This is a genomic window from Aquabacterium humicola (assembly GCF_030167915.1).
Classification (GTDB): domain Bacteria; phylum Pseudomonadota; class Gammaproteobacteria; order Burkholderiales; family Burkholderiaceae_C; genus Pseudaquabacterium; species Pseudaquabacterium humicola.
This window is the reverse complement of sequence record NZ_JARGNB010000008.1, coordinates 285,622-311,756: the sequence shown is the minus strand read 5'-3', so window position 1 is coordinate 311,756 and position 26,135 is coordinate 285,622. Positions and strand designations below refer to the sequence as shown.

Genomic DNA, 26,135 nt, shown 5'->3' with positions numbered 1-26,135 from the left:
ATGTTCCTGTCGGACTTCAGCATCAAGCGCCCGATCGCGATGGTGATGATCATCATCGCGCTGATGAGCGTGGGCCTGCTCGCGCTGTCGAAGCTGCGGGTGAACCAGATCCCGGACGTCGAGCAGCCGGTGCTCGTCGTCAACATCGCCTACCCCGGCGCCTCGCCCGACACCGTCGAGCGCGAGATCATCAACCGCGTCGAGAAGTCGCTGCAGAGCATCTCGGGCATGGACGACGTGCGCTCGACCGCCAGCGAAGGCAATGCGCGCGTCGTGATGATCTTCAAGTTCGGCAAGGACATGATCGAGGCGGCCGACGAGGTGCGCAACGCGATCGGCACCGTGCGCCACAAGCTGCCGGTGGAAATGCGCGAGCCGGTGCTGCAGCGCCTGGACCCGGCGGCGCAGCCGATCATGCAGCTGGCGCTGTCGTCGACCGCGCTGTCGCATGCGGAGATCTCGCGGCTGGCGGAAGACCACCTCGCCGACCGCTTCCGGGCGATCGCTGGGGTCGCGACGGTCAACGTCAACGGCGCGCTGCGGCGCGAGCTGTCGGTGCTGCTGCGCGCGGAGAAGCTGCGCGAGTTCGGCGTGTCGGTCAGCGAGGTGGTCAACGCGGTGCGCACGCAGAACGCCACCGCGCCGGTCGGCAAGGTGCGCGGCACGCTGGAGGACCAGAGCATCCGCCTGGTCGGCCGCATCGAATCGCCGGCGCAGTTCGAGCAGATCGTGATCCGCCGCCGCGGCGACGAGATCGTGCGCCTGGGCCAGGTGGCACAGGTGCGCGACGGCTTCGCCGAGCTGACGGGCTTCTCGGTGCGCAACGGCCATCCGAACGTCGGGCTGTCGATCACGCGCACGCGCGATGCCAGCACCGTCGGTGTCGCCGACCAGATCCGCAAGGAGATCGCCGACATCAACAAGACGCTGCCCAAGGGCACCAAGCTCGAGGTCACGCAGGACGGCGGCGAAAGCGCGCAGAACAGCCTGAACAACGTGGTGCATGCGCTGGTCTTCGGCGCCGGCCTGACGATCTTCGTCGTCTACGTGTTCCTGAACTCGTGGCGCTCGACCTTGATCACGGCCTTGAGTCTGCCCACCTCGGTGATCGCCGCGTTCATCGCGGTGTGGCTGTGCGGGTTCTCGCTGAACTTCATGAGCCTCTTGGGCCTGTCGCTGGCGATCGGGGTGCTGATCGACGATGCGATCGTGGTGCGCGAGAACATCGTGCGCCACATGGAAATGGGCGAGGACCGGCGCAGCGCGGCGCTCAACGGCACCGCCGAGATCGGCCTGGCGGTGGCGGCGACGACCTTCTCGATCGTCGCGGTCTTCGTGCCGGTGGCCTTCATGCCTGGTGTGTCGGGCGAATGGTTCCGGCCCTTCGGGCTGACCGTCGTCGCCTCGGTGCTGGTGAGCCTGTTCATCAGCTTCACGCTCGATCCGATGCTGTCGGCCTACTGGGGCGACCCGCCGGGGCACCATGAAACGCAGAAGGCCGGCATCAGCCGGCTGCTGCAGCGCTTCAACCAGTGGTTCGACCATCAGGCCGACCGCTACGGCCGGGTCATCGAGTGGGCGTTGCACCACCGTGCATGGATGTTCTTCTTCTCGATCGCCAGCCTGATCGGCGCCTTCGCGCTGCACGGCGCCTACGGCGGCTCGAGCTTCCTGCCGTCGTCCGACTTCGGCACCATCGCCATCGAGGTGCGCACGCCGTCGTCGGGCAGCCTGGAGTACGTGCGGCTGAAGATGGAAAGCGCCGCGGCGCTGGCGCGCGAGTTGCCGGAGACCCGGGCCACCAACAGCGTCGTCGGCACCGGCGGCGGCCGCATCTACGTCGACATCGGCAAGAGCACGCAGCGCAAGCGCACGGCGATCGCCGTGGCGCAGGAGCTGCGCGAGAAGGTCAAGCGCCTGGTCGGCGCCGAGTACGTGGTGCTGGACGATCTGAACAACGGCGCGCAGAAGCCGGTGCAGATCCGCTTCTCGGGCACCGATTCGCGCCGGCTGCTGGAGATCACCAACGAATTCATGGAGCAGTTGCGCAAGGTGCCGGGCGCGGTGGACGTCGGCCTGTCGGAGCTGGAGCCGCAGAACGAGCTGAAGATCGAGCTCGACCGCGGCCTGGCGAACAACATGGGCATCTCGGTGAACGACGCGGCGCAGGCGCTGCGCGTGGCCTTCGCCGGCGTCGAGGTCGGCGACTGGGTCGACCCCGCCGGCGAGACGCGCGACGTCGCGGTGCGCCTGCACCCGGCCGACCGCGTCGACGCCAGCAACATCGAGCGCCTGCCGATCGCGGTGTCGGGCTCGAACGGCATGATGGTGCCGCTGGAGCAGATCGCCACGGTGACGATGGGCAAGGGGCCGTCGCAGATCCAGCATGCCGACGGCAAGCGCATGATCGCCGTGTCGGCCAACGCGCAGGGCCGCTCGGCCGGCAACGTGACGCAGGACGCGCTGGCGCTGGCGAAGAAGATGAGCTTCCCGCCCGGCTACGGCCTGGAGCTGGCCGGCGCGTCGAAGGACCAGCAGGAGGTGTTCCGCGAGATGGGCATCGCGCTGCTGAGCGGCATCGTGCTGATGTACATGATCCTGGTCGTGCAGTTCGGCTCGTTCACCGCGCCGCTGCCGGTGATGATCTCGCTGCTGTTCACGCCGATCGGCGTCGTGCTGGCGCTGCTGGCGACCGGCAATACGCTGAACCTGATGAGCTTCATCGGCATCATCATGCTGGTCGGCCTGGTGGCGAAGAACGCCATCCTGCTGCTCGACGCGGCGCGCGTGCGCGAGGCCCAGGGCATGGACCGCGAGGAGGCGCTGGTGGCGGCCGGCCAGCGCCGGCTGCGCCCGATCCTGATGACCACCTTCGCGCTGATCGCCGGCATGCTGCCGGTGGCCATCGGCATCGGCGAAGGCGGCGAGTTCTACCGCCCGATGGCCGTGGCCATCATCGGCGGAACGATCACGTCGACCTTCCTGACGCTGCTGGTGATCCCGAGCTTCTACGACTCGATCGAGATCAAGCGCGACAGCCTGGTGGCCAAGTTCCACGCGCGCATGCACCGCTGGAACGCCTTCGCCGCGTTCGTGGTCACCTTCGTCGAGGTGCTGCTGTTCCTGACCTTCGTGCGCTTCGTTTACCGCGTAGTGGTCCGCACCGGGCGTTGGATCTGGCAGCGCACCGCCGGTGGCAAGCCGGCGCCGGTGGCCTGAGGTTCCCGACGAGCCGACAGAAACGGGCCCCGCGGGGCCCGTTTTCATTCACGCCACGGATCGACCAGCCCGACGCCGCATCCTTCGAAGTCAGCGGTGTTGCGCGTCGCGAGCCGCAAGCCGCGGCTGGTCGCGATGGCCGCGATCTGGGCGTCGAACTGCGAGATCGGCCGGCCCATGGCGCGCCGGGTGGCGACGATCGGCGCGAAGGCGATGGCGGCGGCGCTGTCGAACGGCAGCAGGCGCGCGCCGAAGTCCTCGCTGAACATCGCGTCGAGCGCCTGTTCCAGCTGTGCCCGTCGTTTGCCCGCCGGCAGCAGCCGGGCGCCGAGCAGCATCTCGGCCTGCGTGACCGCGCTGACATGCAGCGAGTCGGCTGCCTGCTGTGCAAACCAAGCCAGGACCGTGCCGTCCGGCCGGGCGCGCAGCAGCTCGGACAGCACGTTGGTGTCGAGCAGCGTCGTCACTTGCGGCGACGCGCCGCGGACGGCCCGGAACGGGTGGTGCGGGGCGGGACGGGCGCCTCCAGCTCGGGGGGCGGCCGCACCGCCTCGCGCGGCGCGATCGGCAGCTGGACGTCGCCGAGCCCTGAGAAACGCGCGCGGATGCGCTGTGCCAGGTCGCCGGACGGCGGCGGCTCTTGCAGCGCACTGCGCAGGATCTGGCGCGCTTCTTCCTCCATCGACCGATTGCGATGGGCCGCCCGGATGCGCAGTCGCTGCTTGAGCGCTTCGTCGAGGTCGCGAATGGTGAGCGTGGCCATGCTGCAGCTCCGAAAACACCGGAATGCATTGTAGGCAGTGCTGTCACTGACAGCACTGCTCGCTCACGCGGGCCGTGCCTTCAGGGCTGCCAGTTCACGATCACCGTGCCGGTGCCGCTGGCCGGCGTCGTGTAGGTGTGGTTGCTGCCGCCTTCCCACACCGTGCCGCCCGAGCCCTTCTTCAGGAACTTGAACTGGATCGCGGTCGACGCCGGCAGGCTGACGTCGGTGTACCAGCTCGGGTAGGCGTGCATCACCTGGTTGAACAGTGCGCCCAGCGGCGCGGTGCTGCTCCAGTTCGTCAGCTCGAACTGGTTGCCGGTGAGGAAGATGTTCTCGCCCGGCGCGGTGAACGCGTTGTTGACGACGAAGCGCACCGTGACCTGCGGACCGCCGAGCACCTGCATCCCGTTGTAGGTGTTGCTGGTGACGTTGCTCGCGGTCTTGATGCTGACGCCGTAGGTCCCCGGCGCCACGGACGGCACCTTGACCTTGATCTGCGTCGCTTCCCAGGACGTGATGTTGGTGCCGGTGACCGCGGTGGTGCCGAAGTAGACCGTGCCCTTGGTCGCGCCGAAGGCGCGGCCGTCGATGGTCACCGTGTTGCCGGCCTTGCCGAGCACGGGCCCGACATGCCCGACCAGCGGCGTGCTGATCGCCGGGGTTGCGCTCCACACCGCGACCGCGCCGGCCGCGAGCGAGAAGGTCGGCACCGCGCCGCCCGCGCCGACGGTAATGCCGTTCCCGTTCAGCGTGCCGGTGAGCTTGTCGGTGTAGCTGCCGGCCGGCAGCGCGGTGACCAGCCCGCCGATGTTCACGGCGTTCGCCAGGTCGCGGTTGATCGCCACCAGCGCGACGTTGTTGCCGAACTGGCGCTCGTAGATGTAGACGTTGCCGTTGAGCCAGCGCTGCTGCGTCGTGCCGTAGGCGAGCGCCGGGTTCTGCTTGCGCAGCGGCGCGAGCTTCGAGATGACCTGGTAGGCGGTGGTGCCGGTGCCGAGCGAGGTGATCCGCGCGCGGTTGGCCGGGTCGCCGGTGCCGGTCATGTAGTGCTCGCTGCCGTAGTAGATCGCCGGCACGCCGCGCGAGGTCAGCGTGAAGGCCAGCGCCTGCTCCAGCTTGCGCGGGTTCGCGCCGGTCGTGTGGAAGCGCGGCATGTCGTGGTTGTCGATGAAGGTCACCTGGTCGTGCACCTGCGCGTACTGCGCCGCGGTGTCGGTGATCATCTGGTGCAGGCTCACCATGTCGTGCGTGCCGTCCTTGAAGACCTGCCGCACCTTCTGGCCGAACTGGAAGTCGAGCAGGCTCATGCCGCTCTTGTTGGCGAAGTAGTGGTTCGCGGGGTCGACCTCGTTGGCGCTCAGGAACCACTCGCCGAAGGTGAACACCGGCTTGTAGCCGTGGATCCACGACATCAGGTTCTGCTGCCAGCCGAAGGGCATGTGCTTGACCGCATCCATGCGGATGCCGTCGACGCCCAGGTCCAGCCACAGCTTGATCGCGTCCTTGAAGTAGGTGTCGATCGGCGCCTTGTTGTGGTCGAGGTCGGCCAGGTCGAACAGGTTGCGGTAGATGCCGTCCTCGAGGTTCGAGAAGCTGGTGCCGCCGTTGTGGTGGAAGTAGCCGCTGGGGTCGCTGGCGTAGCTGGCGACCAGCGCGCCGTTGTCGTAGAGACGGCCGTTCTCGCCGAAACCCGCGTTCGCCGCATCGGCCGGCGAGGTGTGGTTCGGCGCGAAATCGATGATGACCTTGATGTTCGCGGCATGCGCCGCGGTGATCATGTTGCTGAAGTCGGTGAAGTTGCCGAAGGCGGCGTTGGTGCGCTTGAAGTCGCGCGCCCAGTAGCCGTGGTAGGCGGTGCTGTTGGTGCCGGAATAGTTCAGCACCGCGGTGATGTTCTCGACCGGCTGCGAGATCCAGATCGCGGTGATGCCCATGCCGGTGAGGTAGCCGTCCTCGATCTTGTTCTGCAGCCCGCGCCAGTCGCCGCCGCAGTACAGCTTCAGCTGCGTGCAGCCGGCGCTGAAGGCGGCACCGCTCGGGTTGTTCGCCGCATTGCCGTCGACGAAGCGGTCGGTGACGACCTGGTAGATGACGTCGGTGTTGAACCCCTGCTTGTTCGAGACGTGGGTGTCGGGCGCGGCCGTGGCGCTCCATGCGGCCGCCGCCAGCACCAGTGCAGCGGCCAGCCGGCCGCGCATCAGCGCAGCCTGCATGCTTCGAATCATCGTCAGCTCCTCTGGAGGCCCGTTCGCAGCCGGGCCATGTTGGTTGGAACAGTTCGAGACGTGCACCGCGGTGATGTAGTTGTACTACTTGTCACGGCCTGTCTGCAAGCACGTCAACCCAGATTTCTTGCTGCTCACCCCTGGAAATGAGTGAAGGAATGAAACGCCGCCAGTCTGCAAGTATGTATTTTGACTACACGATGGGGCTGTGAAGGCCTCCGGCAGAATCGACGCCCTCGCCGCCATCCGGCGGCCCCTTCCGTGTCTGGAGACTGCCCGGTGTCCCTGTTCAAGCTACTGCCGCGGCTGGCCGCCGCCGGCTTCCTCGCTGCTTCCACCCTGCTCGTGCCCGCCCAGGCGACGATGGTGCGGTTCCACACCGCCTACGGTCCGATCGACATCGACCTCTATGACAACACCGCGGCCGGCACGGTGCAGAACTTCCTGAGCTATGTGCGCCAGGACGCGTACATGCAGTCGTTCATCCACCGCCACGAGGCCAACTTCGTGATCCAGGGCGGCGGCTACAACTGGCCGGTCGGCAACGTGGCGGGCTACGTGCCCACCGGCGCGCCGATCGTTAACGAGTACAGCGCCGACCGTCCGAACGTGCGCGGCACGATCGCGATGGCCAAGCAGGGCGGCAACCCGGACAGCGCGACCAGCCAGTGGTTCTTCAACCTGAAGGACAACACGACGACGCTGGGCCCGTCGAACAACGGCGGCTTCACGGTGTTCGGCCAGGTCACGGCGCCGGGCATGGCGGTGGTCGACAGGATCGCCGCGCTGACGGTGGTCAACGCCGGTGGCCTGTTCCCGCAGCTGCCGGTGCGCAAGCCCTGGGCCACCGGGCAGACGATGACGCGCGAACACCTGGTGTTCATCGACAAGGCCTCCGAGCTGCCCGCGAAGGCCAGCCTCTCGCCGTCCGATCGCATCTTCAACTACCTCGAGGCGGCCTACCCGCAGTACGCCGCGCCGGCCAGCCCCGCATCGGCGACCACGGACGGGTACTATTTCCGTTATTACTCGGCCACCAACGCCTACGTCGGCACCAAGGACGGCCAGGTGTGGTACCTGGTGCCCGCGCTGGGCAGCCAGATCACCCGGCTCGGCTCGATCGACGAGCTGCTGGCCACCGCGCAGGCCAACGGCTACTGAACGGCCCCTCCCCTGGAAACGGGGGGTCGGGCGGCGGCCGAGTGAACTAGTGCCCAGCCCGGATGACAGCCGGGCCCGGAAGACGGACAGTAGCGGCTGTCGCCACGCAGGAGGCTCGAATGCCCGCCGCCCTTCGCCCCGACCCCGCCGCCGCCTCGGCCGCCGCGCCTGCCAAGTCCACCAGCGCGCCTGCCACGCCATCCCCCGCGCGCCTGGCCCTCGAACGGGCCCTGCCCGACGCGCTGCCCAGCTTCGCCGCCCAGCCGCAACCCTTGCCGGTGACGGTCGACCGCCCGGCGCAGATCGACGGCGGCTGGCCGCAGCCGGAGGCCACCGGCGTGCTCACCGGCCGCTGCGCGCTCGGCGAACCGCCTCAGGGCTGGCAGCGCGCCGACATCGTCGGCGCGGTGCTGAAGGTCGCGTTCGATGACTGGCAGGGCGGCATGCCGCTGGCCACCAGCCGCCAGGTCGGCGAGTACAAGCGCCTGACCAGCGGCCCGGCCGGCGACGACGGCCTGCACACCGCCGTCGTCTACCAGCGCGACGAGATCGACTGCCTGACCGGCAAGGCGCACAGCGCCAGCCTGGCCGTGGGCGGCCAGCGCGCCGGCGGCATCGCGCCGCGGCTGGCCTCGCTGCAGACCCAGGGCATCGTGGTCGACCGCAACGAGTCGGTCGACGCCGGTGACGGCACACTGCGCTACGAAACCTGGCAGACCCGCCGCCTGGTGCGCCGCGAATACCACGCCGGCGTGTTCGAGCTGCTGCTGGCGCTGAACGCCGAGACGCTGCAGCGCCTGCGCGATGACGGCGAGGTGGTGTTTTTCACCGGCGCCGAGGACGTCGACTACCCGCTGGCGCTGCGCCGCGCGAGCTTGTCGGTCACCTACGGCCAGCGCCGCGCGTCGGAGATCCACGAGGGCGACACCGCGATCCAGGGCGGCGTCGCCAGCGTCGCCGGCAACTGGCGCCGGCCGGACGATACGCGGGTCGGCTAGGCTAGCAGTCTGGGCGGGAGACGGCCCGCGCTCAGCCGGCCGTCGGCGCTCAGGCCAGTTCCTTCTGCTGCTCGATGACCCGCGAGACGATGCCGTAGGCCACCGCCTCGTCGGCATTCATCCAGAAGTCGCGCTCCATGTCGGCCAGCACGGCTTCATAGGTCTTCCCGGTCTGGCGCGCGATCACGCGGGCGATACGCTCGCGCGTGCGCAGGATCTCCCTGGCCTGGATCGCGATGTCGGTGGCCTGGCCGCCGGCGCCGCCGGCCGGCTGATGGATCATGAAGCGCGTGTTCGGCAGGCAGACCCGGCGCTCCTTCGGCGGCGCCAGGAAGATGTGCGCGCCGGCACTGGCGACCCAGCCCGTGCCGACGGTGGTCACCGGCGCGCGCACGAAGCGGATCATGTCGTGGATCGCGTCGCCCGACTCGACATGGCCGCCCGGCGAAGACACCAGCATCGTGATCGGCGCATCGGATTCCTCCGACAGCGCGAGCAGGCGGCGGCAGGTGGCATGCGCGAGCTTGTCGTCGACCTCGCCGAACACCAGCACGTAGCGCGAGCGGAACGAGAGCTGGTCCTCGATGCGGTCGGGGGCGGCGGTGGTTGGCGCGGCGGGCTTGTCGTCGGCGAGTCGAATCGTCATGAGGGTCCCCTCTGAATGAGTGCTGCGGCGCATTGTTGCGCAGCCGGCGACGGCGCTTCGGATGGTAGGCTCGGCGGCCCGTTCCCGATCCAGGAGATCCGCCATGCCCGGCCTGCTGCCCGACGTCGATCCCGATGGCCTGCTCGAGTACTCGGTGGTCTATACCGACCGCGCGGTCAACCACATGTCGCGCAAGTTCCAGCAGGCCGTGCGCGACATCGTCGGCGTGCTGAAGGAGGCCTACCACGCGCCGACGGCCATCATCGTGCCGGGCAGCGGCACCTTCGGCATGGAAGCGGTCGCGCGCCAGTTCGCCACCGACAAGGCCGTGCTGGTGCTGCGCAACGGCTGGTTCAGCTTCCGCTGGACGCAGATCCTCGAGATGGGCCGCATTCCGAAGGACCAGCAGGTGCTGAAGGCACGGCCCGTCGCCGCCGGCCGCCAGCAGCCCTTCGCGCCGGCGCCGCTGGACGAGGTGATCGCGGCGATCCGCGCGCAGCGCCCGGCCGTCGTCTTCGCACCGCATGTCGAGACCGCCTCGGGCATCGTGCTGCCCGATGCCTACCTGCATGCGGTGGCCGATGCGGTGCACGAGGTCGGGGGCCTGTTCGTGCTGGATTGCATCGCGTCCGGCGCGCTGTGGGTCGACATGCAGGCCACCGGCGTCGACGTGCTGGTCAGCGCGCCGCAGAAGGGCTGGAGCGGCTCGCCGTGCTGCGCCTTCGTGATGTTGAGCGAGCGTGCGCGCACCGCGATCGACGGCACCACCAGCACCAGCTTCGCCGCGGACCTGAAGAAGTGGCTGCAGATCGTCGAGGCCTACGAGAAGGGCGGCTTCGCGTACCACGCGACCATGCCCACCGATGCACTGCTGCGCACGCGCGACGCGATGCTGCAGACCCGCGCCTGCGGCTTCGAGAAGCTGCGCGCCGAGCAGTGGGCGCTGGGCCGCCGCGTGCGCGCGTTGCTGGCCGCGCGCGGGCTGCCCAGCGTCGCCGCCGAGGGCTTCGAGGCGCCGGGCGTCGTCGTGGCCTACACCGACGACGACGGCCTGCACACCGGCAAGGCCTTCGCCGCGCAAGGCCTGCAGACCGCTGCCGGCGTGCCGCTGCAATGCGACGAACCGGCCGACTTCAAGACCTTCCGCATGGGCCTGTTCGGCATCGAGAAGCTGCAGCACCCGGACCGCACCGTGCACAGCCTGGAGACCGCCCTGAATGCGATCCTCGGCCCGGCGCCGGCGCAGCGCGCCGCTGCCTGACGCCTGAAGTGAGCGGCCTTCCGAGCGGAGGCCGTCAGCTGCGACGCGCGACCCCGTACGCTGGCAGCGCCCTTCGCGCCGGCCTCAGCCCTTCACGCACACCACCTGCTTCAGCGTGTGCATCACCTCGACGAGGTCGCGCTGCGCCTCCATCACCGCGTCGATGTCCTTGTAGGCCATCGGGATCTCGTCGATGACGTCCTTGTCCTTGCGGCACTCGACACCTTCGGTCGCGGCGCGATGGTCGGCCAGCGTGAAGCGGCGCCTGGCTTCGCCGCGGCTCATCGCGCGGCCCGCGCCGTGGCTGCAGCTGTCGAACGACTCGGGGTGGCCCTTGCCGCGCACGATGTAGCTGCGCGCGCCCATGCTGCCCGGGATGATGCCGAGCTCGCCCCGCTTCGCGCTGACCGCGCCCTTGCGGGTGACGTAGACGTCCTCGCCGAAGTGGCGCTCCTGCTGCACGTAGTTGTGGTGGCAGTTCACCGCCTCGATGTGGGCCTGGAAGCTCTTGCGGATCACCGTTTTCGCGGCCTCGATCACGCGGCGCATCATCACCTCGCGGTTCAGCCTCGCGAAGGTCTGCGCCCAGCCGACCGCCCGCACGTAGTCGCCGAAGTACCGCGAGCCTTCCTCGAAGTACGCCAGGTCGCGGTCCGGCAGGTTCGCGTTGTTGCGTAGCGCGTCCTGCTTCGCGAGCTCGATGAACATCGTGCCGATCGCGTTGCCGACGCCGCGCGAACCCGAGTGCAGCATGAACCACACGCAGCCCTGCTCGTCGAGGCAGACCTCGATGAAGTGGTTGCCGGTGCCCAGCGTGCCGAGGTGGTTCCGGTTGTTGGTCTTTTCGAGCTTCGGGTAGTCGCGGCAGAGCTCGGTGAATGCCGGCTCCAGCTGCGCCCACGCGGTGTCCACGGCGCCGGGCACCTTGTTCCAGGCGCCCGGATCACGCGCGCCCGGCGCCCGGCCGTGCGGCACCGCACGCTCGATCGCCGAGCGCAGCGGCCCCAGGTTGTCCGGCAGGTCCGCCGCGGTCAGCGTGGTCTTGCAGGCCATCATGCCGCAGCCGATGTCGACGCCGACGGCCGCCGGAATGATCGCCTTCAGGGTCGGGATCACCGAGCCGACGGTCGCGCCGATGCCCAGGTGCACGTCCGGCATCGCCGCGATGTGCCTGAACACGATGGGCAGGCGCGCGGCATTCGCCAGCTGGCGCTTCGCCTCGTCCTCGACCGGCACGCCCTGCGTCCACATCTTCACCGGCACGCCGCCGGGGACCTGCTCTTCGTTGTAGTTGGTGGCAGTCATCTTGGTTTCCTTCGAAGCGGCGCGCCTCATGGCACTTCGAGCACGCCGTGTCGATCTCGTTCACCCCGCAGGGCACCGATCGAAGGTTCCGGTGACGGGTTCCGGAGCCGCCCTATCGTTGCGGCCGATTTCCACCCCTGGAGCGTGAGCGTCTACAGGGGCTTGAAGTTGATCTCATCGCGGTTGTGCTCCAGCGCGAGGGCGGCTAATCCGCTCAGCGCTGTCTCGCTGCACGACGCGGGCGTCCCCGCGGCGCACATCCGGGCCACCCCTGCGCTGTGGGGTGAAACATTCGGCCGTTGTGCCGAAGCACACCCGCCATGAGATCGAACAGTTCGAAAACAGGATCGGAAAGCAGCGAGGCCCGGATCCTTTCGGAATCCGGGCCTCGATGAAGATCGAGTGGAAGGCGTGTGCGCTATGCGCTGCCTTCGCCCGGAGGGCCTTGATCGAACGAACCTGCGGCCCGTGCGCCCATGCATGCGCCGGCCTTCGGCGACATGAGGGTGGCGGGGCGGCGGTTCAGCACGGTCGGGACTCCTTGCGGTTCGGTGTCTGGGGGCTGCAGCCCGAAGGCCGCAGCAGCGAAGTCGCGCACTGTAAAGAGTCTTCACCGCGTCGTCAAGCGGGTGCGACAATCTTTCTTCCCCAGGTTGCAAGCCCCCTCGTGCCCGATCAGACGCCCGTCCACCGCCGCCAGAACGTGCTGAGCCTGTTCCAGCACTACGCCGAAGAACAGATGCGCGCGGGCACGCCGCCGAAGGGCCTGGAGCAGGCTTTCGCCGCCCGGCTGCAGATCAGCCCCAGCATGTGGAGCCAGATCAAGAGCAGCCGGCCGATCGGCGACAAGCTGGCGCGTCAGATCGAGGCGGCCTGCGGCCAGCCCGCCGGCTGGCTCGACGAAGCGCGTGCGGTGTCGGGGCCGACGGCTGCGGAACTGCAGTTCCTGGCGCTGGCATCGAAGGCCTGGCGCGCGACCAATGCCGACGGGCGCAAGCGCATGAAGCTGTTGCTGAAGGAACTGGCCTCGGGTTGAGCTCCGGCGGCATCGTGCCGGCGTTGTGCGGCGACCGAGCGGTTCGCGACCGCCTCTCACTGACCGATGATGCGGCCGAGGATCACCGCTTCCGACAAAGTCACAGGCTCAGCGCTTGCCGCGCGCGCCTCACACCAAGGAGCAGACCATGACCAGCCCCGCACCTGGACACCGGGCGCATCCGGCGCATCGCGTGCTCGAATCGCGCGTCGACGGGCGCATGGCGGTCGACCTGGCGGGCCAGGCCGTCGCCGACTCGCGCAACGTCGTGCGGGTCGACGAGGACGGTCATCCGCCGCGCTTCTACTTCCCGCGAGGCGACGTGCAGATGCAGCACCTGACGCGCTCGGCGAAGTTGACCTACTGCCCGTTCAAGGGGCAGGCGAGCTACTTCAACCTGCAGCTCGGGGGCCGGCAAGTGCCGGATGCGGCGTGGTCGTACGAGGACCCGTATGCGGAGCACATCGGGTTGACGGGCCGGCTGGCGTTCGACGAGAGAACGTCAGCCGAGCTGCAGTTGCGCAGCCTGCCCTGAGGGCGGCGTCGGGCGACGCCGGCGAGCGTCAGCGCCGATGCGGCGGGCGCGGGCCCCCGGCCGGGCGGTCGAGATGGCGGAAGGTGATCCGGCCCTTCGTGAGATCGTAGGGCGACAGTTCCAGCGACACGCTGTCGCCGGCCAGGATGCGGATGTGGTTCTTGCGCACCTTGCCGGCGGTGTAGGCGACCAGCGAATGGCCGTTGTCCAGCGTGACGCGGTAACGGGAGTCCGGCAGCACTTCCTGGACCTTGCCGTGCATCTCGATCAGTTCTTCCTTGGCCAATGACTTTCCTTGCAGTGGTCGCGGCACGCAGGCCGCGACGCCACGCCACCAGCAGGCGACGGGGCGTCATTCGGAAGGCGCGCGACGGAGGGCTCGCGCGCCGCTCGGGCTGGACCGACGATGAGGGAGCCGTGTGAAAGGCCGCGCCGGTCGAGAAGGGCCGGCATCACGCCCTGGGGGGCAGTCCGCGATGCCGGGGAGGTTGACGCACGGGCTGCGTGCGACGGACCGGATTGTACGCGGCGACCGATACCCCCTGGGGCGGGTGGGTCGCCGCGGGCCGGACGGTGGCGATGACGCGTACTTCAGACGTCATCACCGGTCGACCGCATCGCTCAGGCCTTGCCGGCGTCCTTCAGCACTTCCTTGGCATCGCCGACGCTCTTGCGCGCCTGCCCCTTGATCTGCTTGCCGATGCCCTTGGCTTCCTGGGTCGGGCTGTCGATGGCGCGGCCGAGTTTTTCCTGGGCCTTGCCGACGGCTTTCTCCACGGCGCCCTTGACCTGTTGCTTGTTCATCGTGCACTCCTTCGTCGTTGGCAGCGGTGGCGCTGCAGTTGAACGGATCGCCGCGGCGTGCGGCGGCATATCGCCCAGTGTGCGCAGCCAGGTGACGGCGCGGCATCGGCGCCGGTCGCGCGCGCCGGTAGGCCCGCACGCCACGCCCACGTAGGAGCGGGTCAGGTCGAGGCGAGGCGGCGATGGCGCACGGCGAGCCGCCGGCCCAGCATCACCGCACCCGCCCCGGCGGCGGCGGCCGCGCCGAGCACGGACAGCGGGTGCGTGGCGACGAAGCCGCCGCCGCGGGCCGGTGACGTGGCCGCAGCCGGCGCCAGCGGCCGCTCCTCGACATCCACCCGCGCATCGCCCTCGGGCAGCGCCTTGCCCTCGGCCACGGGCGCGGCCCGGCGCTCGCCGGCCCAGATCCAGGTGAACTCCGCGCCGAGCAGGAAGATCTGTGCCGAGTAGTAGACCCACACGAGCAGCACCGCCAGCGAGCCCGCGGCACCGAAACCGGTGGCCACCGAGCTCTTGCCGAGGTAAAGCCCGATCAGGTGCTTGCCGATCGTGAACAGCAGCGAGGTCACCGCGGCGCCGATCCACACGTCGCGCCAGTGCACGTCGACATGCGGCATGAAGCGGTAGATTGCCGCGAACATCACGGTGATGAGGCCAAAGCTCAGCGCGAGGTTGAGCGCCTGGGCCAGCCACTGCCAGCCCGACAGCGACTCGCCGAGCCAGTCGCCCACCCCCGCGATCGCGGTGCTCGCCAGCAGCGACACCATCAGCAGGAAGCCGATCGTCAGCACCATGCCGAAGGACAGCAGGCGCGAGCGCACCCAGCCCCACACGCCGCTCGGCTTGTTGCGCTCGGGCGCACGCCAGATGCGGTCGAGGTCGTCCTGCAGTTCGGCGAACGCGGTGGTCGCGCCGATGAACAGCACCACCGAGCCGATCGCGGCAGCCAGCACCCCTTCGCCCGGCTGCGAGACGTTCCTCAGCAGCGCTTCGATGGCCTCCGCCACCTGTTCGCCGAGCAGGCCCTGCAGTTGCGTGACGACCGCCGCGCGCACTTCGTCGGCGCCGAAGACGGCGCCGGCGACCCCGATGACGATCAGCAGCAGCGGCGCGATCGAGAACACGGTGTAGTACGACAGCGCCGCCCCCATGCTCGCCGCCCGATCGTCGATCCAGGCCTGGACGGTCTTCTTCAGCAGGTCGAAGGCGCGGCGTGCGGGCATGGTGGGGCGGCGAATCGTCGAGGGGTCGAGGCAAGCGACATGCCCAGCGCTCCTTATGATCGCGCTCCTTCGATTCCCTGTCGAACCCAGAACCGAGCCATGAACACACCGGAAGTCTTCCGTCCCACCGACGAGCGCGAGATCGACCGGCTGGTCGCGGCCTATCCGCTGGCGCTGGTGATCAGCGCCGTGGACGGCGACCTGCAGGCCTCGCCGCTGCCGCTGGTGCTGCAGCGGGACACCGGCGGCCGGGGCGTGCTGATCGGCCACTTCTCGCGCTTCAACCCGCAGCTGGCGCTCGTGCGGCGCGAACGCCGCGCGCTGGTGGCCTTCTCGGGCGCCCAGGGCTACATCTCGTCGTCGTGGCTGCGCGAGCGCCGCTACGCGCCGACCTGGAACTACCAGGCGGTGCACTTCAAGGTCGAGATCGAGCTGGACGACCGCGCCGGCGCTGCGCGCGAAGCGCTGGAGACCTTGATCGCCCATGCGGACAGCGCCTACCCGAACCCCTGGCGCATCGACGAGATGGGGCCGCGCTTCGACCACATGGTCACCGCCATCGTGCCCTTCCGCGCGACGATCCTCGATACGCAGGTGCAGTTCAAGCTCGGACAGGGCGACCCGCCGAGCGTGCTCGAGGACGGCATCGCCGGGCTGGTGCGCTACGGTCGGCTCGAACTGGCCCATGCGATGCTGCGGCACCACGCGTCGACGCCGACCTTCGAGACCGGACCGACGCAGACTTGAGCGATCGATGACGACGGCGATCTCCCTTCACGGCGCCTTCGATCGCCTGCCGCGGCACCGCCACCGCCAGGCTTATGTCGCGCTCGTGCTGGCCGGGGGCTACCTGGAGGCCGGCGACCGGGGCCGCATGTGCGTCGGCCCCGGCCAGGTGGTGTTCCATGGGGCGCATGAGTCGCACCAGAACCACTTCCTGGCCCGCGGGGCGCGCGTGCTCAACCTGCCGGCCCGCGGTGCGTTGCCGGCCGACGGCCTGGGACAGGTCGACGATGCCGACGCGATCGCCCGGCTCGCCGAACGCGACGTGAACGAGGCGGCCGACCTGCTGCGGCGCAGCGTGCGCCCGTCGGCCGCCCGGCTCGAAGACTGGCCGGACCTGCTGGCCGCGGCGCTCGCTGCCGACCCGGGCTTGAGCCTCGCCGGGTGGGCCGATGCGATGGGCATCGCGCCGCAGTCGCTGAGCCGGGGCTTCCACCGCGCCTACGGCACCAGCCCGAAGCGCTATCGGCTGGAGATGCGGGCCCTGCAGGCGCTGCGCCGCCTGCCGGCCTGGCCGGGCTCGCTGGCGACGCTGGCCGCCGAGACCGGCTTCGCCGACCAGGCGCACCTGACGCGCAGCCTCGTCGCGCTGACCGGACAGACCCCGACGCAACTGGTGGGTTAAGTCCGTTCAAGACGCCGTGCGGGTGCCTGCCTAGCATCGGGCATGCATCGCCGATCGCTTCTGTCCGGGGCCCTGGTGGCCTTGTCGACCTTCCCGCTGACCCGCGGGCCCGCCGCCGCGCAGACCAGGACCCGGCGCACCCGATGGCAGGTCCGTGCCTCCGAGGGCTTCGATGCGATCGCCTTCCTCGGGCCCTTGTCGGGCACGCCGCTGTACCTCGACTTCTACGCGGCCGATGCCGCCGCCTTCGCGCCTCGCCTGCCCGAGTCGGTTCGCGATGACATCGCGCGGCTGTGGAAGGACGCGGGCCAGGACGGCTTCGGCCTGCTCGGCCCCAACCTGCAGCTGCTGTTCTCGTCCGATGGTCACGACACCTCGATCGACACGCTGCTGGCGGCGTTGCGATCGCGGCACACGTCGATCCTGCCGCCCTACCGGGCGAGCAGCTACTGGAGCGCCGAGGACTGGGCCTGGTTCGATCGCGCGGCGCCCCGGCTCGAAACGATCTTCAGCGCGCTGCAGCACGCCGGCTTCGCGGCCTTTCGCCAGGAGCGGGTCGGCAGCGGCCTGGACCAGCGCATCGGCGAGGTGCAGCGCGCGCTGGCCGGTTTCGACGTGGTGTCCTGGCAGGAGAAGCTGACCGGCCGGACCTTCGATCCGCAGATCCGGATCGTGCTGCTGCAGTTTTCCAAGCCGCATGGCATCAAGGTGCAGGGCCAGACCTTCCTGCAGGCGGCCGACTACGACACCGCCACCACCGTGCGCATCGCGGCGCACGAGATGCTGCATCCGCCGGTGCCGATGGACGGGGCGGCCGCCACCGCCGCGCTGGCCGCCTTCGGGCGCGATCCGTTGATCGCGAAGATCGTGCGCGAGCACGATCCGCGCTGGGGCTACACGACGCTGAAGGGCCTGGTCGACGAAGACCTGGCGCAGGCGCTGGACCAGCTGATCAGCGAGGCGCTGGGCGTCGCCCGCAACCCCGCCGACCGCTGGCGCCAGTCCGACGACGGCATGCACGTGATCGCCGCCGGCCTCTACGGACTGCTGCGGCAGGATCGCTGGGTCGACCAGGGCGGCTCGATCGAACGCTGGCTGGCCGACGCCGCGGCTGCGGGCCGGCTGGATGCGCCCGCGTTCCATCCGGTCGCCGCGCGGGTGCTCGAACGGCCGGTGAATGCGCTGTGGCCCTTGCCGCCGCGCTGACAGAGAAGGGGCCCGCGGGCCCCTTCTGACGCAGTATCGACGCGAGTACCGCGCGTCACTCCACCGTCACGCTCTTCGCCAGGTTGCGCGGCTTGTCCACGTCGGTGCCGCGCGCGCAGGCCGTGTGGTACGCCAGCAGCTGCAGCGGCACCACGTGCAGGATCGGCGACAGCGCGCCGTAGTGCTCGGGCATGCGGATCACGTGCACGCCGGGGGCGGAGGTGATCTGGGTATCCGAGTCGGCGAAGACGAAGAGCTCGCCGCCGCGCGCGCGCACTTCCTGCAGGTTGCTCTTGAGCTTTTCCAGCAGCGCGTCGTTCGGCGCCACGGTGACCACCGGCATCGCCGAGGTCACCAGCGCCAGCGGGCCGTGCTTGAGCTCGCCTGCGGGATAGGCCTCGGCGTGGATGTAGCTGATCTCCTTGAGCTTCAGCGCACCTTCCAGTGCCACCGGGTAGTGCAGGCCGCGGCCCAGGAACAGCGCGTTCTCCTTGCGCGCGAATTCCTCGGCCCAGGCGATCACTTGCGGCTCCAGCGCCAGCACCGCCTGCACCGCCGACGGCAGGTGGCGCAGGTCCTTCAGGTGCTTGGCCTCTTCGGCGTCGGTGAGGCGGCCGCGCACCTGGGCGAGCGACAAGGTCATCAGGAACAGCGCGACCAGCTGCGTCGTGAAGGCCTTGGTCGACGCCACGCCGATCTCGACGCCGGCCCGCGTGACGAAGGCATGCGCGCACTCGCGCACCATCGCGCTGGTCGAGACGTTGCAGATGGTCAGCGTGTGCGCCATGCCCTGCGCGCGTGCGTGCTTCAGCGCGGCGATGGTGTCGGCCGTTTCGCCGCTCTGGCTGATCGTGACGACCAGCGTCTTGGGGTTCGGCACGCTGTCGCGGTAGCGGTATTCGCTCGCGATCTCCACCTGCGTCGGGATGCGCGCAATCGACTCCAGCCAATACTTGGCCACCGAGCCCGAGTAGTAGCTGGTGCCGCAGGCGAGGATCAGCACCTGCTCGGCGTCCTTGAAGGCGGCGAAGGCCTTGTCGCCGAAGAGCTCGGGCGCGATGTTCGAGACGCCGTCCAGCGTGTCGGCGATCGCCCGCGGCTGCTCGAAGATCTCCTTCTGCATGTAGTGGCGATACGGGCCCAGCTCGGCGGCACCGGAGTGCGCATGCACCGTGCGCACTTCGCGCTGCACGCTCTTGTGCGTGCCGTCGGCCTGGCGGCCGACGATCCAGTGCTTGCCCAGCTGCAGGTCGACGATGTCGCCTTCCTCGAGGTAGACGATCTGGTCGGTGACGCCGGCCAGCGCCATCGCATCGGAGGCGAGGAAGGTTTCGCCCTGGCCGACGCCCAGCACCAGCGGCGAGCCCTCGCGGGCACCGACCACGCGCTGCGGCTCGTCGCGGCAGAACACGGCGATCGCGTACGCGCCTTTCAGGCGTTGGGTGGCACGCTGCACGGCGTCGAACAGGTCGCCGTCATAGAGGTGGTTGACGAGGTGGGCGATGACCTCGGTGTCGGTCTGGCTCTCGAACACGAAGCCCTTGGCCTGCAGCTCGGCGCGCAGCTCGTCGTGGTTCTCGATGATGCCGTTGTGGACCAGCGCGATGCGCGCGGCGCCGTTCGGGCCGGTGGAGAAGTGCGGGTGCGCGTTGTGCACCGCCGGCGCGCCGTGCGTGGCCCAGCGCGTGTGCGCGATGCCGGTGCCCGACTGCACGGCTTCGTTGGCCACCTGCGCGTCGAGCTCGGCCACGCGCGAGGTGCTGCGCGTGCGGCGCAACAGTCCGTCCTGGTGCACCGCGACGCCGCAGCTGTCGTAGCCGCGGTACTCCAGCCGCTTCAGGCCCTGGACCAGGATCGGGACGATGTTGCGCTGGCTGACTGCGCCGACGATGCCACACATGTTGAAACACTCCCCGTTGGGTGATCGATGGGGCGGGATGCTAGGCAGGCCGTTGAGAAACAGGCGTGCAAAATTCCTGCTTGAATGAAATTCTCGAACACAGCAACGAGATCGTGGTTGAAAATTGCATCAGCTCAGCGTCTATGAAACGGATCGCCACATGATCGAGCTCGACGCACTGGACCTGCGCCTGCTGGAGCTGCTGCAGCAGGACAGCGCGCGCGCGAACCAGGCGCTGGCCGAGGCGGCCCATGCCTCGCCGGCGACAACCTTGCGCCGCGTGCGGCGGCTGGTCGAGGCCGGCGTCATCGAGCGCCAGGTGGCGATCGTCTCGCCGCAGCAGGTGGCCGGGCTCACGGCGCTGGTCGAGGTGTCGCTCGACGCGCAGGGCGCCGAGCACCTGGCCGCCTTCGAGGCCCGCGCCGTCGCAGAGGACGGCGTGCAGCAGTGCTACCGCGTCTCCCCCGGCCCGGACTTCATGCTGGTGATCTGGGCGCCGGACATGGCGGCCTACCACGCGCTGGTACAGCGCCTGTTCACGCAGGACGCCAACGTGCGCAACGTGAAGGCCTTCTTCAGCGTGCACCGGGCGAAGTTCGAGCCGCGCGTGCGGCTGGCGCCTTCGGGCTGACGCGTCAGCGCTTCCTGTCGTTCGGGTTCGGACTCTCCTGCGGCGGCGGCCGGCGACAGCGGCCGGCGAACCTCGTTCCCAAACCCCTTCAGGCGCGCACGATGATCGCCAGCCCCTTCAGGTACTCGCCTTCCGGGAAGCACAGCGTGGTCGGATGGTCCGGCGACGCTTCCAGCCGCTCCACCAGGTAGCCGTCGACACCCGCGTCGTGGCCGGCGCCGGCGACGATCTTGTGGAACAGCTCGGCGCCGATGCCGCCGGAGCAGGAGTACGTCATCAGCAGGCCGCCGGGCTCGAGCAGCTTCAGCGCCAGCCGGTTGATGTCCTTGTAGGCGCGCGACGCCCGGTCGGCATGCGCGGCGCTGGGCGCGAACTTCGGCGGGTCGAGCACGATCGCGTCGTAGCGGTCGCCGCGCTTCAAGGCCTCGCGCAGGAAGCCGTTGACGTCGGCATCGGCGAAGGTGCACGACGCCGCATCGTCGAAGCCGTTGCGCCGCACGTTCTCGCGCGCCTGCTCGAGCGCCGGGCCGGACGAATCGACGCTGGTGACATGCCCGGCGCCGCCCTTCAGCGCCGCGACGCTGAAGCCGCCGGTGTAGCTGTAGCAGTTCAGCACGCGCTGGCAGCCGAGCTGGCGCACCAGTTGCGCGAAGCGGTGGCGGTTGTCGCGCTGGTCGAGGTAGTAGCCGGTCTTGTGGCCGAGCGCGACGTCGAGGCCGAGCGCCATGTCGTGTTCGGTGATCGTCAATGCCGTCGCGCCGTCGCCGCGCAGCCAGCCGCTGCGCGGCTCCAGGCCTTCGAGGCCGCGCACGCCGGAGTCCGATCGTTCGTACAGGCGCTGCAGGCCGGTGATCGCCAGCAGCTGCGACGCGATGGCCTCGCGCCAGCGCTCGACGCCGGCGGCGAGGAACTGCGCCGACAGCGTATCGCCGTAGCGGTCGACGATCAGCCCGGGCAGGCCGTCGGCCTCGCCGTGCACCAGGCGCTGGCCGTCGCTGGCTAGCCCCAAGCGCGCGCGCAGTGCGATCGCGCGGCGCAACCGGCGCTCGAAGAAGGCCTCGTCGATGCGCTCGGCCTCGTCGAAGCTCCAGGCCCGCACGCGGATCTGCGAGCTCGGGCTGATCGCGCCCCAGCCCAGGAACTTGCCGTCGTGCGCCTCGATGCGCACGGTCTCGCCGGCATCACCGCCGCCCTTGGCGATCGAGCCCTGGAACACCCAGGGGTGGCCGCGCAGCAGGGAGCGCTCCTTGCCGTCGCGCAGTCGAATGCTTTTCATCGGTGCCCGCCCGGCCGCCCGAAGGGCACTGAGCGCCCCTCGGGGGCCGCGAACGAAGTGAGCTTGGGGTCGTCCATCACCGGATTGTCGCGCGGGGGTCCGGCGCGACGCCGGAGGGCTACTTCTTCTTCGCGCGCGGATGCGCCGCGTCGTAGACCTTCGCGAGGTGCTGGAAGTCGAGCTTGGTGTAGATCTGCGTCGTCGAGATGTTCGCGTGGCCCAGCAGCTCCTGCACCGCACGCAGGTCGCCGCTGGACTGCAGCAGGTGCGACGCGTAGCTGTGGCGCAGCATGTGCGGGTGCACGTCGGTCGGCAGCCCGGCCTGCAGCGCCAGCATCTTCAGCCGGGTGCGCAGCTGCGGGGCCGACAGCCGCGCGCCGCGCTGGCTGACGAAGAGCGCCGGCTCGTCGGCGCGCGCGAATTCGCCGCGCTGCGCAAGCCAGGCCGCCAGCGCCTGCAGCGCCGGCCCGCCGACCGGCACGCTGCGCCGCTTGCTGCCCTTGCCCAGCACGTGCGCAGTGCCGTCGGCGGCATCGATCCAGCCCAGCGCGTGCGGCCCGGGCGCCACGTCCAGCGCCACCAGCTCGCCGATGCGCAGCCCGCAGCCGTACAGCAGCTCGGCGATGCAGTGGTCGCGCGCGCGCAGCACCGGCGATTCGCTCGCCGATTCGGCCTCGGCGAGTGCCACCGCCTGCTCGACCGGCAGCGCCTTCGGCAAGGTCTGCGGCGGCTTCGGCGGCCGGATGCCGTCGACCGGGTTGTGCGTGACGAGGCGCTCGCGGCCCCAGTAGGCATAGAGGCCGCGCCACGCCGCCAGCGTGATGGCGATGGTGCGCGAGCCGAGGCCGCGTTCGCGCAGCTTCGCGGTCCAGCGGCGCAGGTGATGGGCTTGCGCCTCGCGCAGCGCCACGTGGTCGCCGGCCGCATGGGCCTGCAGCTCGCGCAGCGCCGGCTCGTACAGCGCCAGCGTGCGCGGCGCGAGGCGGCGTTCGACGCGCAGGTGCTCGACGAAGCGCGCGATCGCCGCCTCCAGCGGCGGTGGCTCGGCCGCGTCCGCCACGGCGTTCCCGCCGATCAGGGCAGCAGTCGCGCGAGGCCCGCGCTGGCGATCTCGCCGATGCGCATCAGGAACTCGGTGCCCATCTCGGCGCTGTAGCGCGCGGGGTCGGGCGACGCGAGCACCAGCAGGCCGAAGGCGTCCTCGTCGCGGCCGGCGCGCAGCGGCACCAGCGCCAGCGACAGCACGCTGCCCGGATCGGGCAGCCAGTTCACCGCCTCGAAGCCGGAGTTGAGCCCGCAGTACGGCAAGGTCAGGCTCGACGCGAAGCTGCGCACGTCGTCGCTCGCGCCGCGCGCGAACGGCAGCTCGGCATGCGCGGGCGCGAGGTTCCACAGCTTGACCGCGGCCTGCGGCACCAGGAACTCGTGGCGCAAGGTCGCGACCATCGCCTCGGGCAGCGTGGCCGGATCGTGCGACAGCAGGATCGCCCGGGTGAAGCGGTGCAGCCGATCGGCGATCGCCACGTTCTCCTGCCCGTGGCGGATCATCTCCATGATCTTCTGCTCGAGGCCCTTGATCTTCTCGCGCAGCATTTCCATCTGCCGCTCCTGCAGCGAGACGGCGCGCTGGCCATGCGGGCTGGTCAGCTGGATCGAGGCCAGCAGCTCGGCATGGCGTTCGAAGAACCCGGGCGTGTTCGCCAGGTAATTGGCGATGTCGCCCTCGGTGATCGCACCCTGGATCGTCATGTCTGCCCCCCGCTCGACGAGTACGTCGATCGGCCCCCCGAGGGGGCGCGGGCCGGCTTGGGAGCGGCCCGGCGCTCGGCCCGCTCGAAGAGTGCCTTCGGACTCATCACAACTCGATCTCCCCTTCAAAGACAAACTCGGCCGGGCCGGTCATGCGCACGGTGTCATCGTCGGACGGCCAGTCGACCGTCAGCAGCCCGCCGCGCGCCTGCACGTCGACGCGGCGATCGAGCCAGCCCAGGCGGATGCCCGCCACCACCGCGGCGCAGGCGCCGGTGCCGCAGGCCAGCGTCTCGCCGGCATCGCGCTCGAAGACGCGCAGCGCGACATGGTCGCGCGACTGCACCTGCAGGAAGCCGGCGTTGACCTTGCGCGGGAAGCGCGCGTGGGCCTCGATGCGTGCGCCCAGCGCCAGCACCGGCGCCTCGCGCACGTCGGACACGCGCTGCACCGCATGCGGGTTGCCCATCGACAGCACCGCGACCTCGACCTTGCGGCCCTCGCCGATGTCCAGCGGCCAGAGGTCGAAGTCGCCTTCGTGGCGCGCGGTCAGGCCGCTCGCATCGAAGGGGATCCGCGCGAGGTCGAAGATCGGCTTGTTCATGTCGACGGTCACGCGACCGTCGTCTTCGAGCTGCAGCTCCAGCAGGTTGTTGACGGTCTCGACCTTGATGCGCTTGCGCTGGGTGAGCCCGCGCTGGTGCACGAAGCGCACGAAGCAGCGCGCGCCGTTGCCGCAGTGCTCGACCTCGTCGCCGGTGTTGTTGAAGATGCGGTAGCGGAAGTCGACGCCTTCTGTGCGGCTGGGCTCGACGAAGAGGATCTGGTCCGCGCCGACGCCGAAACGCCGGTCGCCCAGCCGGCGCAGCTGCTCGGGCGACAACGCGATCGGCGCACGCGTCGCGTCGAGCACGACGAAGTCGTTGCCGGCGCCGTGCATCTTGGTGAAACGAAGGTTCATCGGCCGATTATCAGCGTCGGACCGAAGTCAGCTGTACAGCGAGGGCTCACCCTGCGGCCGTGTCTTGAAGCGCCGGTGCACCCACAGGTATTGCGCCGGGTTGCGGCGGATCTCCTCTTCGATCCAGCGGTTCATGCGCGTCGCGGCGGCGATGTCGTCGTCGCCGGGGAAGTCGTCCCACGGCGGCAGGTAGCGCACGCGCCAGCCCCGGCCGCCCGGCAGGATCTCGGCCAGCACCGGCTGCACGCGCATCTTCAGCGAGCGCGCCATGCGCGCCGGCGCCAGCAGCGTGGCCGCGGGCACGCCGAAGAAGGGCACGAAGGCGGCGTCCTTGAGGCCGAAGTCCATGTCCGGCAGGTTGAAGAAGGCGTGGTCGCGGCGGATCGCGCGCACCAGCGGCAGAGCCGTCTCATGGCGGGAGAAGACCTGGCCCTGGCCATAGCGCAGCCGGCCGCGCCGCATCGCCTTGTCGAACACCGGATTGCTCTGCGCCTGGTAGATCGACGCCACCTGCTTGGTCTGGAACAGCTGCGTCGACGCGCCCGCGACATCCAGCGCGACGAAGTGCGGCACCAGCCACATCACCGGCTTGTCGCTGCGCTCGGCCAGGTGCACGTCGCCCTCGATGTGGATCAGCTTCTTCAGGCGCTCGGGGCTCGCGTACCACAGCATGCCGCGCTCGAGCAGGCTGCGCGCCATCCAGCCGAAGTGCTCGCGCAGCAGCGCCTCGCGCTGCGCGGCGTCGAGCTCGGGCAGGCACAGCTCGAGGTTGCGCAGGCCGACCTTGCGGCGCGAGCCGGCCAGGCGGTACAGCACGCGGCCGAGGCCGCGCCCGATCGCCGCCTGCGCGCCCAGCGGCAGCCAGTGCAGCGCCCACAGGCCGCCCAGCAGCGCATGCGACAGCGCGGCCTGCAGGGCGCGCTTCACTTCGCGGCGCCTTCGGCCGGCGCGGCGTCCAGCGGCCGCGGCTGCTTGTAGCGGTGATAGCCCCACAGGTACTGCTGCGGCTTCTGGCGGATCAGCGTTTCCATGTCGCGGTTGACCTGCGTCGCGCAGGCCACCTGCAGTGCGTCGTCGCTGGCGGCCATCGTCGGCAGCGCGGCCTGCGGCCGCATCACCCGCAGCACGAAGCCGGCGCCGCGCGGCAGGCGCTCGGTCCAGATCAGCAGCAGCGCGGCGCCGGTCTGCTGCACCAGGCGCGTGGCGAGCGTCATCGTGTACGCCGGCTTGCCGAAGAACGGCGCCCACACGCCCATGCCCGCGGGCGGCACCTGGTCGGGCAGCAGGCCGACCGATTCGCCGCGCCGCAGCGCGCGGATCATCTGCCGCACGCCGGCCAGCGCGGCCGGCGCGGTCTCCAGGCCCGGTCGGCGCCGGGCACCCTCTTCCAGCTCGCGCAGCCAGGCCTGGCGGGCCGGCCGGTACATCGCCGTCAGCTTCGTGCGGTGGCCCCAGCGCTCGGCGATGGCCTGGGCACAGACCTCGAAGCAGCCCAGGTGCGGCGTCAGCAGCACCAGGCCCTTGCCGGCATCCAGCGCCTCGTCGATCAGCTCGGCGCCCTGCCACTGCAGCAGCGGGCCCAGCGGGCGGTCATGCGGACGCAGCCACAACCACGGCAACTCGGCCACCATGCGGCCGGCTTCGGCCACCGAGGCGCGGCGTTCGGCATCGCCCAGACCGGCCAGCGCGGCGTTGTCGCGCAGGCGGCCGCGGTAGGTCGGCGACAGCGCATAGGCCAGCCATCCGATGCAGGCACCCGTTGCGTGCAAACTGGGCAGGGATCGCCCCGCTAACCATCGCATCAGTGCCAGCATGCCGTTCGTAT

General features: G+C 70.0%; 25 protein-coding genes. 10 read left to right on the top strand and 15 right to left on the bottom strand.

Annotated elements, in window-relative coordinates:
• Positions 1-3,219 carry an efflux RND transporter permease subunit gene (locus tag P1K89_RS28360; protein WP_284619895.1) on the top strand — a complete coding sequence of 1,073 codons (3,219 nt, stop codon included), beginning with the start codon at positions 1-3 and terminating at the stop codon, positions 3,217-3,219.
• 44 nt (positions 3,220-3,263) lie between these two features.
• Here the strand turns inward: P1K89_RS28360 and P1K89_RS28355 are convergent, their stop codons facing one another.
• From P1K89_RS28355 to P1K89_RS28345, 3 genes are all read right to left on the bottom strand, one after another.
• The gene (locus tag P1K89_RS28355) at positions 3,264-3,686 is read right to left on the bottom strand and encodes a type II toxin-antitoxin system VapC family toxin (protein ID WP_284619894.1); all 423 of its coding nucleotides are present in this window, start codon (positions 3,684-3,686) and stop codon (positions 3,264-3,266) included.
• Positions 3,683-3,982: a FitA-like ribbon-helix-helix domain-containing protein gene (locus P1K89_RS28350; protein ID WP_284619893.1), complete on the bottom strand. Its 300-nt coding sequence runs from the start codon at positions 3,980-3,982 to the stop codon at positions 3,683-3,685. The genes P1K89_RS28355 and P1K89_RS28350 overlap by 4 nt, the downstream gene beginning before the upstream one ends.
• A gap of 80 nt (positions 3,983-4,062) precedes the next feature.
• Positions 4,063-6,210, bottom strand: a complete 2,148-nt coding sequence (locus tag P1K89_RS28345) for an alpha-amylase family glycosyl hydrolase (RefSeq protein WP_284619892.1) — start codon at positions 6,208-6,210, stop codon at positions 4,063-4,065.
• A 279-nt stretch (positions 6,211-6,489) separates the two neighbouring features.
• Here P1K89_RS28345 and P1K89_RS28340 point away from each other — a divergent pair, with 279 nt between their 5' ends.
• A complete protein-coding gene (locus tag P1K89_RS28340) occupies positions 6,490-7,371 on the top strand; it encodes a peptidylprolyl isomerase (protein ID WP_284619891.1) in 882 nt (293 codons plus the stop codon).
• A gap of 119 nt (positions 7,372-7,490) precedes the next feature.
• A complete protein-coding gene (locus P1K89_RS28335; protein ID WP_284619890.1) occupies positions 7,491-8,369 on the top strand; it encodes a hypothetical protein in 879 nt (292 codons plus the stop codon).
• A 49-nt stretch (positions 8,370-8,418) separates the two neighbouring features.
• Here the strand turns inward: P1K89_RS28335 and P1K89_RS28330 are convergent, their stop codons facing one another.
• Positions 8,419-9,015, bottom strand: coding sequence for an ATP-dependent Clp protease proteolytic subunit (locus P1K89_RS28330; RefSeq protein ID WP_284619889.1), 597 nt, complete (start codon positions 9,013-9,015; stop codon positions 8,419-8,421).
• Positions 9,016-9,118: 103 nt separating this feature from the next.
• On the opposite strand from P1K89_RS28330, the gene P1K89_RS28325 reads away from it, so the two are divergent.
• Positions 9,119-10,276, top strand: a complete 1,158-nt coding sequence (locus tag P1K89_RS28325) for an aminotransferase class V-fold PLP-dependent enzyme (RefSeq protein WP_284619888.1) — start codon at positions 9,119-9,121, stop codon at positions 10,274-10,276.
• 84 nt (positions 10,277-10,360) lie between these two features.
• Here P1K89_RS28325 and P1K89_RS28320 read toward each other — a convergent pair whose 3' ends face one another.
• Complete coding sequence (locus P1K89_RS28320) at positions 10,361-11,581, bottom strand: RtcB family protein (RefSeq protein ID WP_284619887.1); 1,221 nt, start codon at positions 11,579-11,581, stop codon at positions 10,361-10,363.
• Between the two features lie 667 nt (positions 11,582-12,248).
• Here P1K89_RS28320 and P1K89_RS28315 point away from each other — a divergent pair.
• Complete coding sequence (locus P1K89_RS28315; protein WP_284619886.1) at positions 12,249-12,617, top strand: hypothetical protein; 369 nt, start codon at positions 12,249-12,251, stop codon at positions 12,615-12,617.
• A 148-nt stretch (positions 12,618-12,765) separates the two neighbouring features.
• Positions 12,766-13,152 carry a DUF427 domain-containing protein gene (locus P1K89_RS28310; protein WP_284619885.1) on the top strand — a complete coding sequence of 129 codons (387 nt, stop codon included), beginning with the start codon at positions 12,766-12,768 and terminating at the stop codon, positions 13,150-13,152.
• A gap of 28 nt (positions 13,153-13,180) precedes the next feature.
• Here the strand turns inward: P1K89_RS28310 and infA are convergent, their stop codons facing one another.
• The 3 genes from infA to P1K89_RS28295 all read right to left on the bottom strand — a co-directional run bounded on the left by infA (position 13,181) and on the right by P1K89_RS28295 (position 15,179).
• Positions 13,181-13,438, bottom strand: a complete 258-nt coding sequence (gene infA, locus P1K89_RS28305) for a translation initiation factor IF-1 (RefSeq protein ID WP_284619884.1) — start codon at positions 13,436-13,438, stop codon at positions 13,181-13,183.
• A gap of 335 nt (positions 13,439-13,773) precedes the next feature.
• Entirely contained in the window at positions 13,774-13,956 is a 183-nt protein-coding gene (locus tag P1K89_RS28300) for a CsbD family protein (RefSeq protein ID WP_284619883.1), read from the bottom strand.
• A gap of 161 nt (positions 13,957-14,117) precedes the next feature.
• Positions 14,118-15,179 carry a YihY/virulence factor BrkB family protein gene (locus P1K89_RS28295; protein WP_284619882.1) on the bottom strand — a complete coding sequence of 354 codons (1,062 nt, stop codon included), beginning with the start codon at positions 15,177-15,179 and terminating at the stop codon, positions 14,118-14,120.
• A 99-nt stretch (positions 15,180-15,278) separates the two neighbouring features.
• Between P1K89_RS28295 and P1K89_RS28290 the strand changes: the two genes are divergently transcribed.
• From P1K89_RS28290 to P1K89_RS28280, 3 genes are read left to right on the top strand one after another with little or no spacing between them, the layout of a single operon-like run.
• Entirely contained in the window at positions 15,279-15,926 is a 648-nt protein-coding gene (locus tag P1K89_RS28290) for an FMN-binding negative transcriptional regulator (RefSeq protein ID WP_284619881.1), read from the top strand.
• 7 nt (positions 15,927-15,933) lie between these two features.
• The gene (locus tag P1K89_RS28285) at positions 15,934-16,587 is read left to right on the top strand and encodes an AraC family transcriptional regulator (RefSeq protein ID WP_284619880.1); all 654 of its coding nucleotides are present in this window, start codon (positions 15,934-15,936) and stop codon (positions 16,585-16,587) included.
• 42 nt (positions 16,588-16,629) lie between these two features.
• On the top strand, positions 16,630-17,793 hold the full coding sequence (locus P1K89_RS28280) for a hypothetical protein (RefSeq protein WP_284619879.1): 1,164 nt from the start codon (positions 16,630-16,632) through the stop codon (positions 17,791-17,793).
• 55 nt (positions 17,794-17,848) lie between these two features.
• Here the strand turns inward: P1K89_RS28280 and glmS are convergent, their stop codons facing one another.
• Positions 17,849-19,693: a glutamine--fructose-6-phosphate transaminase (isomerizing) gene (gene glmS, locus P1K89_RS28275; RefSeq protein WP_284619878.1), complete on the bottom strand. Its 1,845-nt coding sequence runs from the start codon at positions 19,691-19,693 to the stop codon at positions 17,849-17,851.
• Positions 19,694-19,853: 160 nt separating this feature from the next.
• On the opposite strand from glmS, the gene P1K89_RS28270 reads away from it, so the two are divergent.
• On the top strand, positions 19,854-20,324 hold the full coding sequence (locus P1K89_RS28270) for an Lrp/AsnC family transcriptional regulator (RefSeq protein WP_284619877.1): 471 nt from the start codon (positions 19,854-19,856) through the stop codon (positions 20,322-20,324).
• A gap of 88 nt (positions 20,325-20,412) precedes the next feature.
• Here the strand turns inward: P1K89_RS28270 and P1K89_RS28265 are convergent, their stop codons facing one another.
• The 6 genes from P1K89_RS28265 to P1K89_RS28240 form a co-directional block, all read right to left on the bottom strand.
• A complete protein-coding gene (locus P1K89_RS28265) occupies positions 20,413-21,600 on the bottom strand; it encodes a class I SAM-dependent rRNA methyltransferase (RefSeq protein WP_284619876.1) in 1,188 nt (395 codons plus the stop codon).
• A gap of 118 nt (positions 21,601-21,718) precedes the next feature.
• Positions 21,719-22,660 (bottom strand): tyrosine recombinase XerC, encoded by a 942-nt coding sequence (locus tag P1K89_RS28260; protein ID WP_284619875.1) that lies wholly within the window; start codon positions 22,658-22,660, stop codon positions 21,719-21,721.
• A 14-nt stretch (positions 22,661-22,674) separates the two neighbouring features.
• Positions 22,675-23,349 carry a DUF484 family protein gene (locus P1K89_RS28255; protein ID WP_284619874.1) on the bottom strand — a complete coding sequence of 225 codons (675 nt, stop codon included), beginning with the start codon at positions 23,347-23,349 and terminating at the stop codon, positions 22,675-22,677.
• Positions 23,350-23,455: 106 nt separating this feature from the next.
• Positions 23,456-24,310: a diaminopimelate epimerase gene (gene dapF / locus P1K89_RS28250; protein ID WP_284619873.1), complete on the bottom strand. Its 855-nt coding sequence runs from the start codon at positions 24,308-24,310 to the stop codon at positions 23,456-23,458.
• Between the two features lie 27 nt (positions 24,311-24,337).
• Positions 24,338-25,237: a lysophospholipid acyltransferase family protein gene (locus P1K89_RS28245; protein ID WP_284619872.1), complete on the bottom strand. Its 900-nt coding sequence runs from the start codon at positions 25,235-25,237 to the stop codon at positions 24,338-24,340.
• The gene (locus tag P1K89_RS28240; RefSeq protein WP_284619871.1) at positions 25,234-26,124 is read right to left on the bottom strand and encodes a lysophospholipid acyltransferase family protein; all 891 of its coding nucleotides are present in this window, start codon (positions 26,122-26,124) and stop codon (positions 25,234-25,236) included. Before P1K89_RS28240 ends, P1K89_RS28245 begins: the two co-directional genes overlap by 4 nt.
• Between the last annotated feature and the right edge of the window lie 11 nt (positions 26,125-26,135).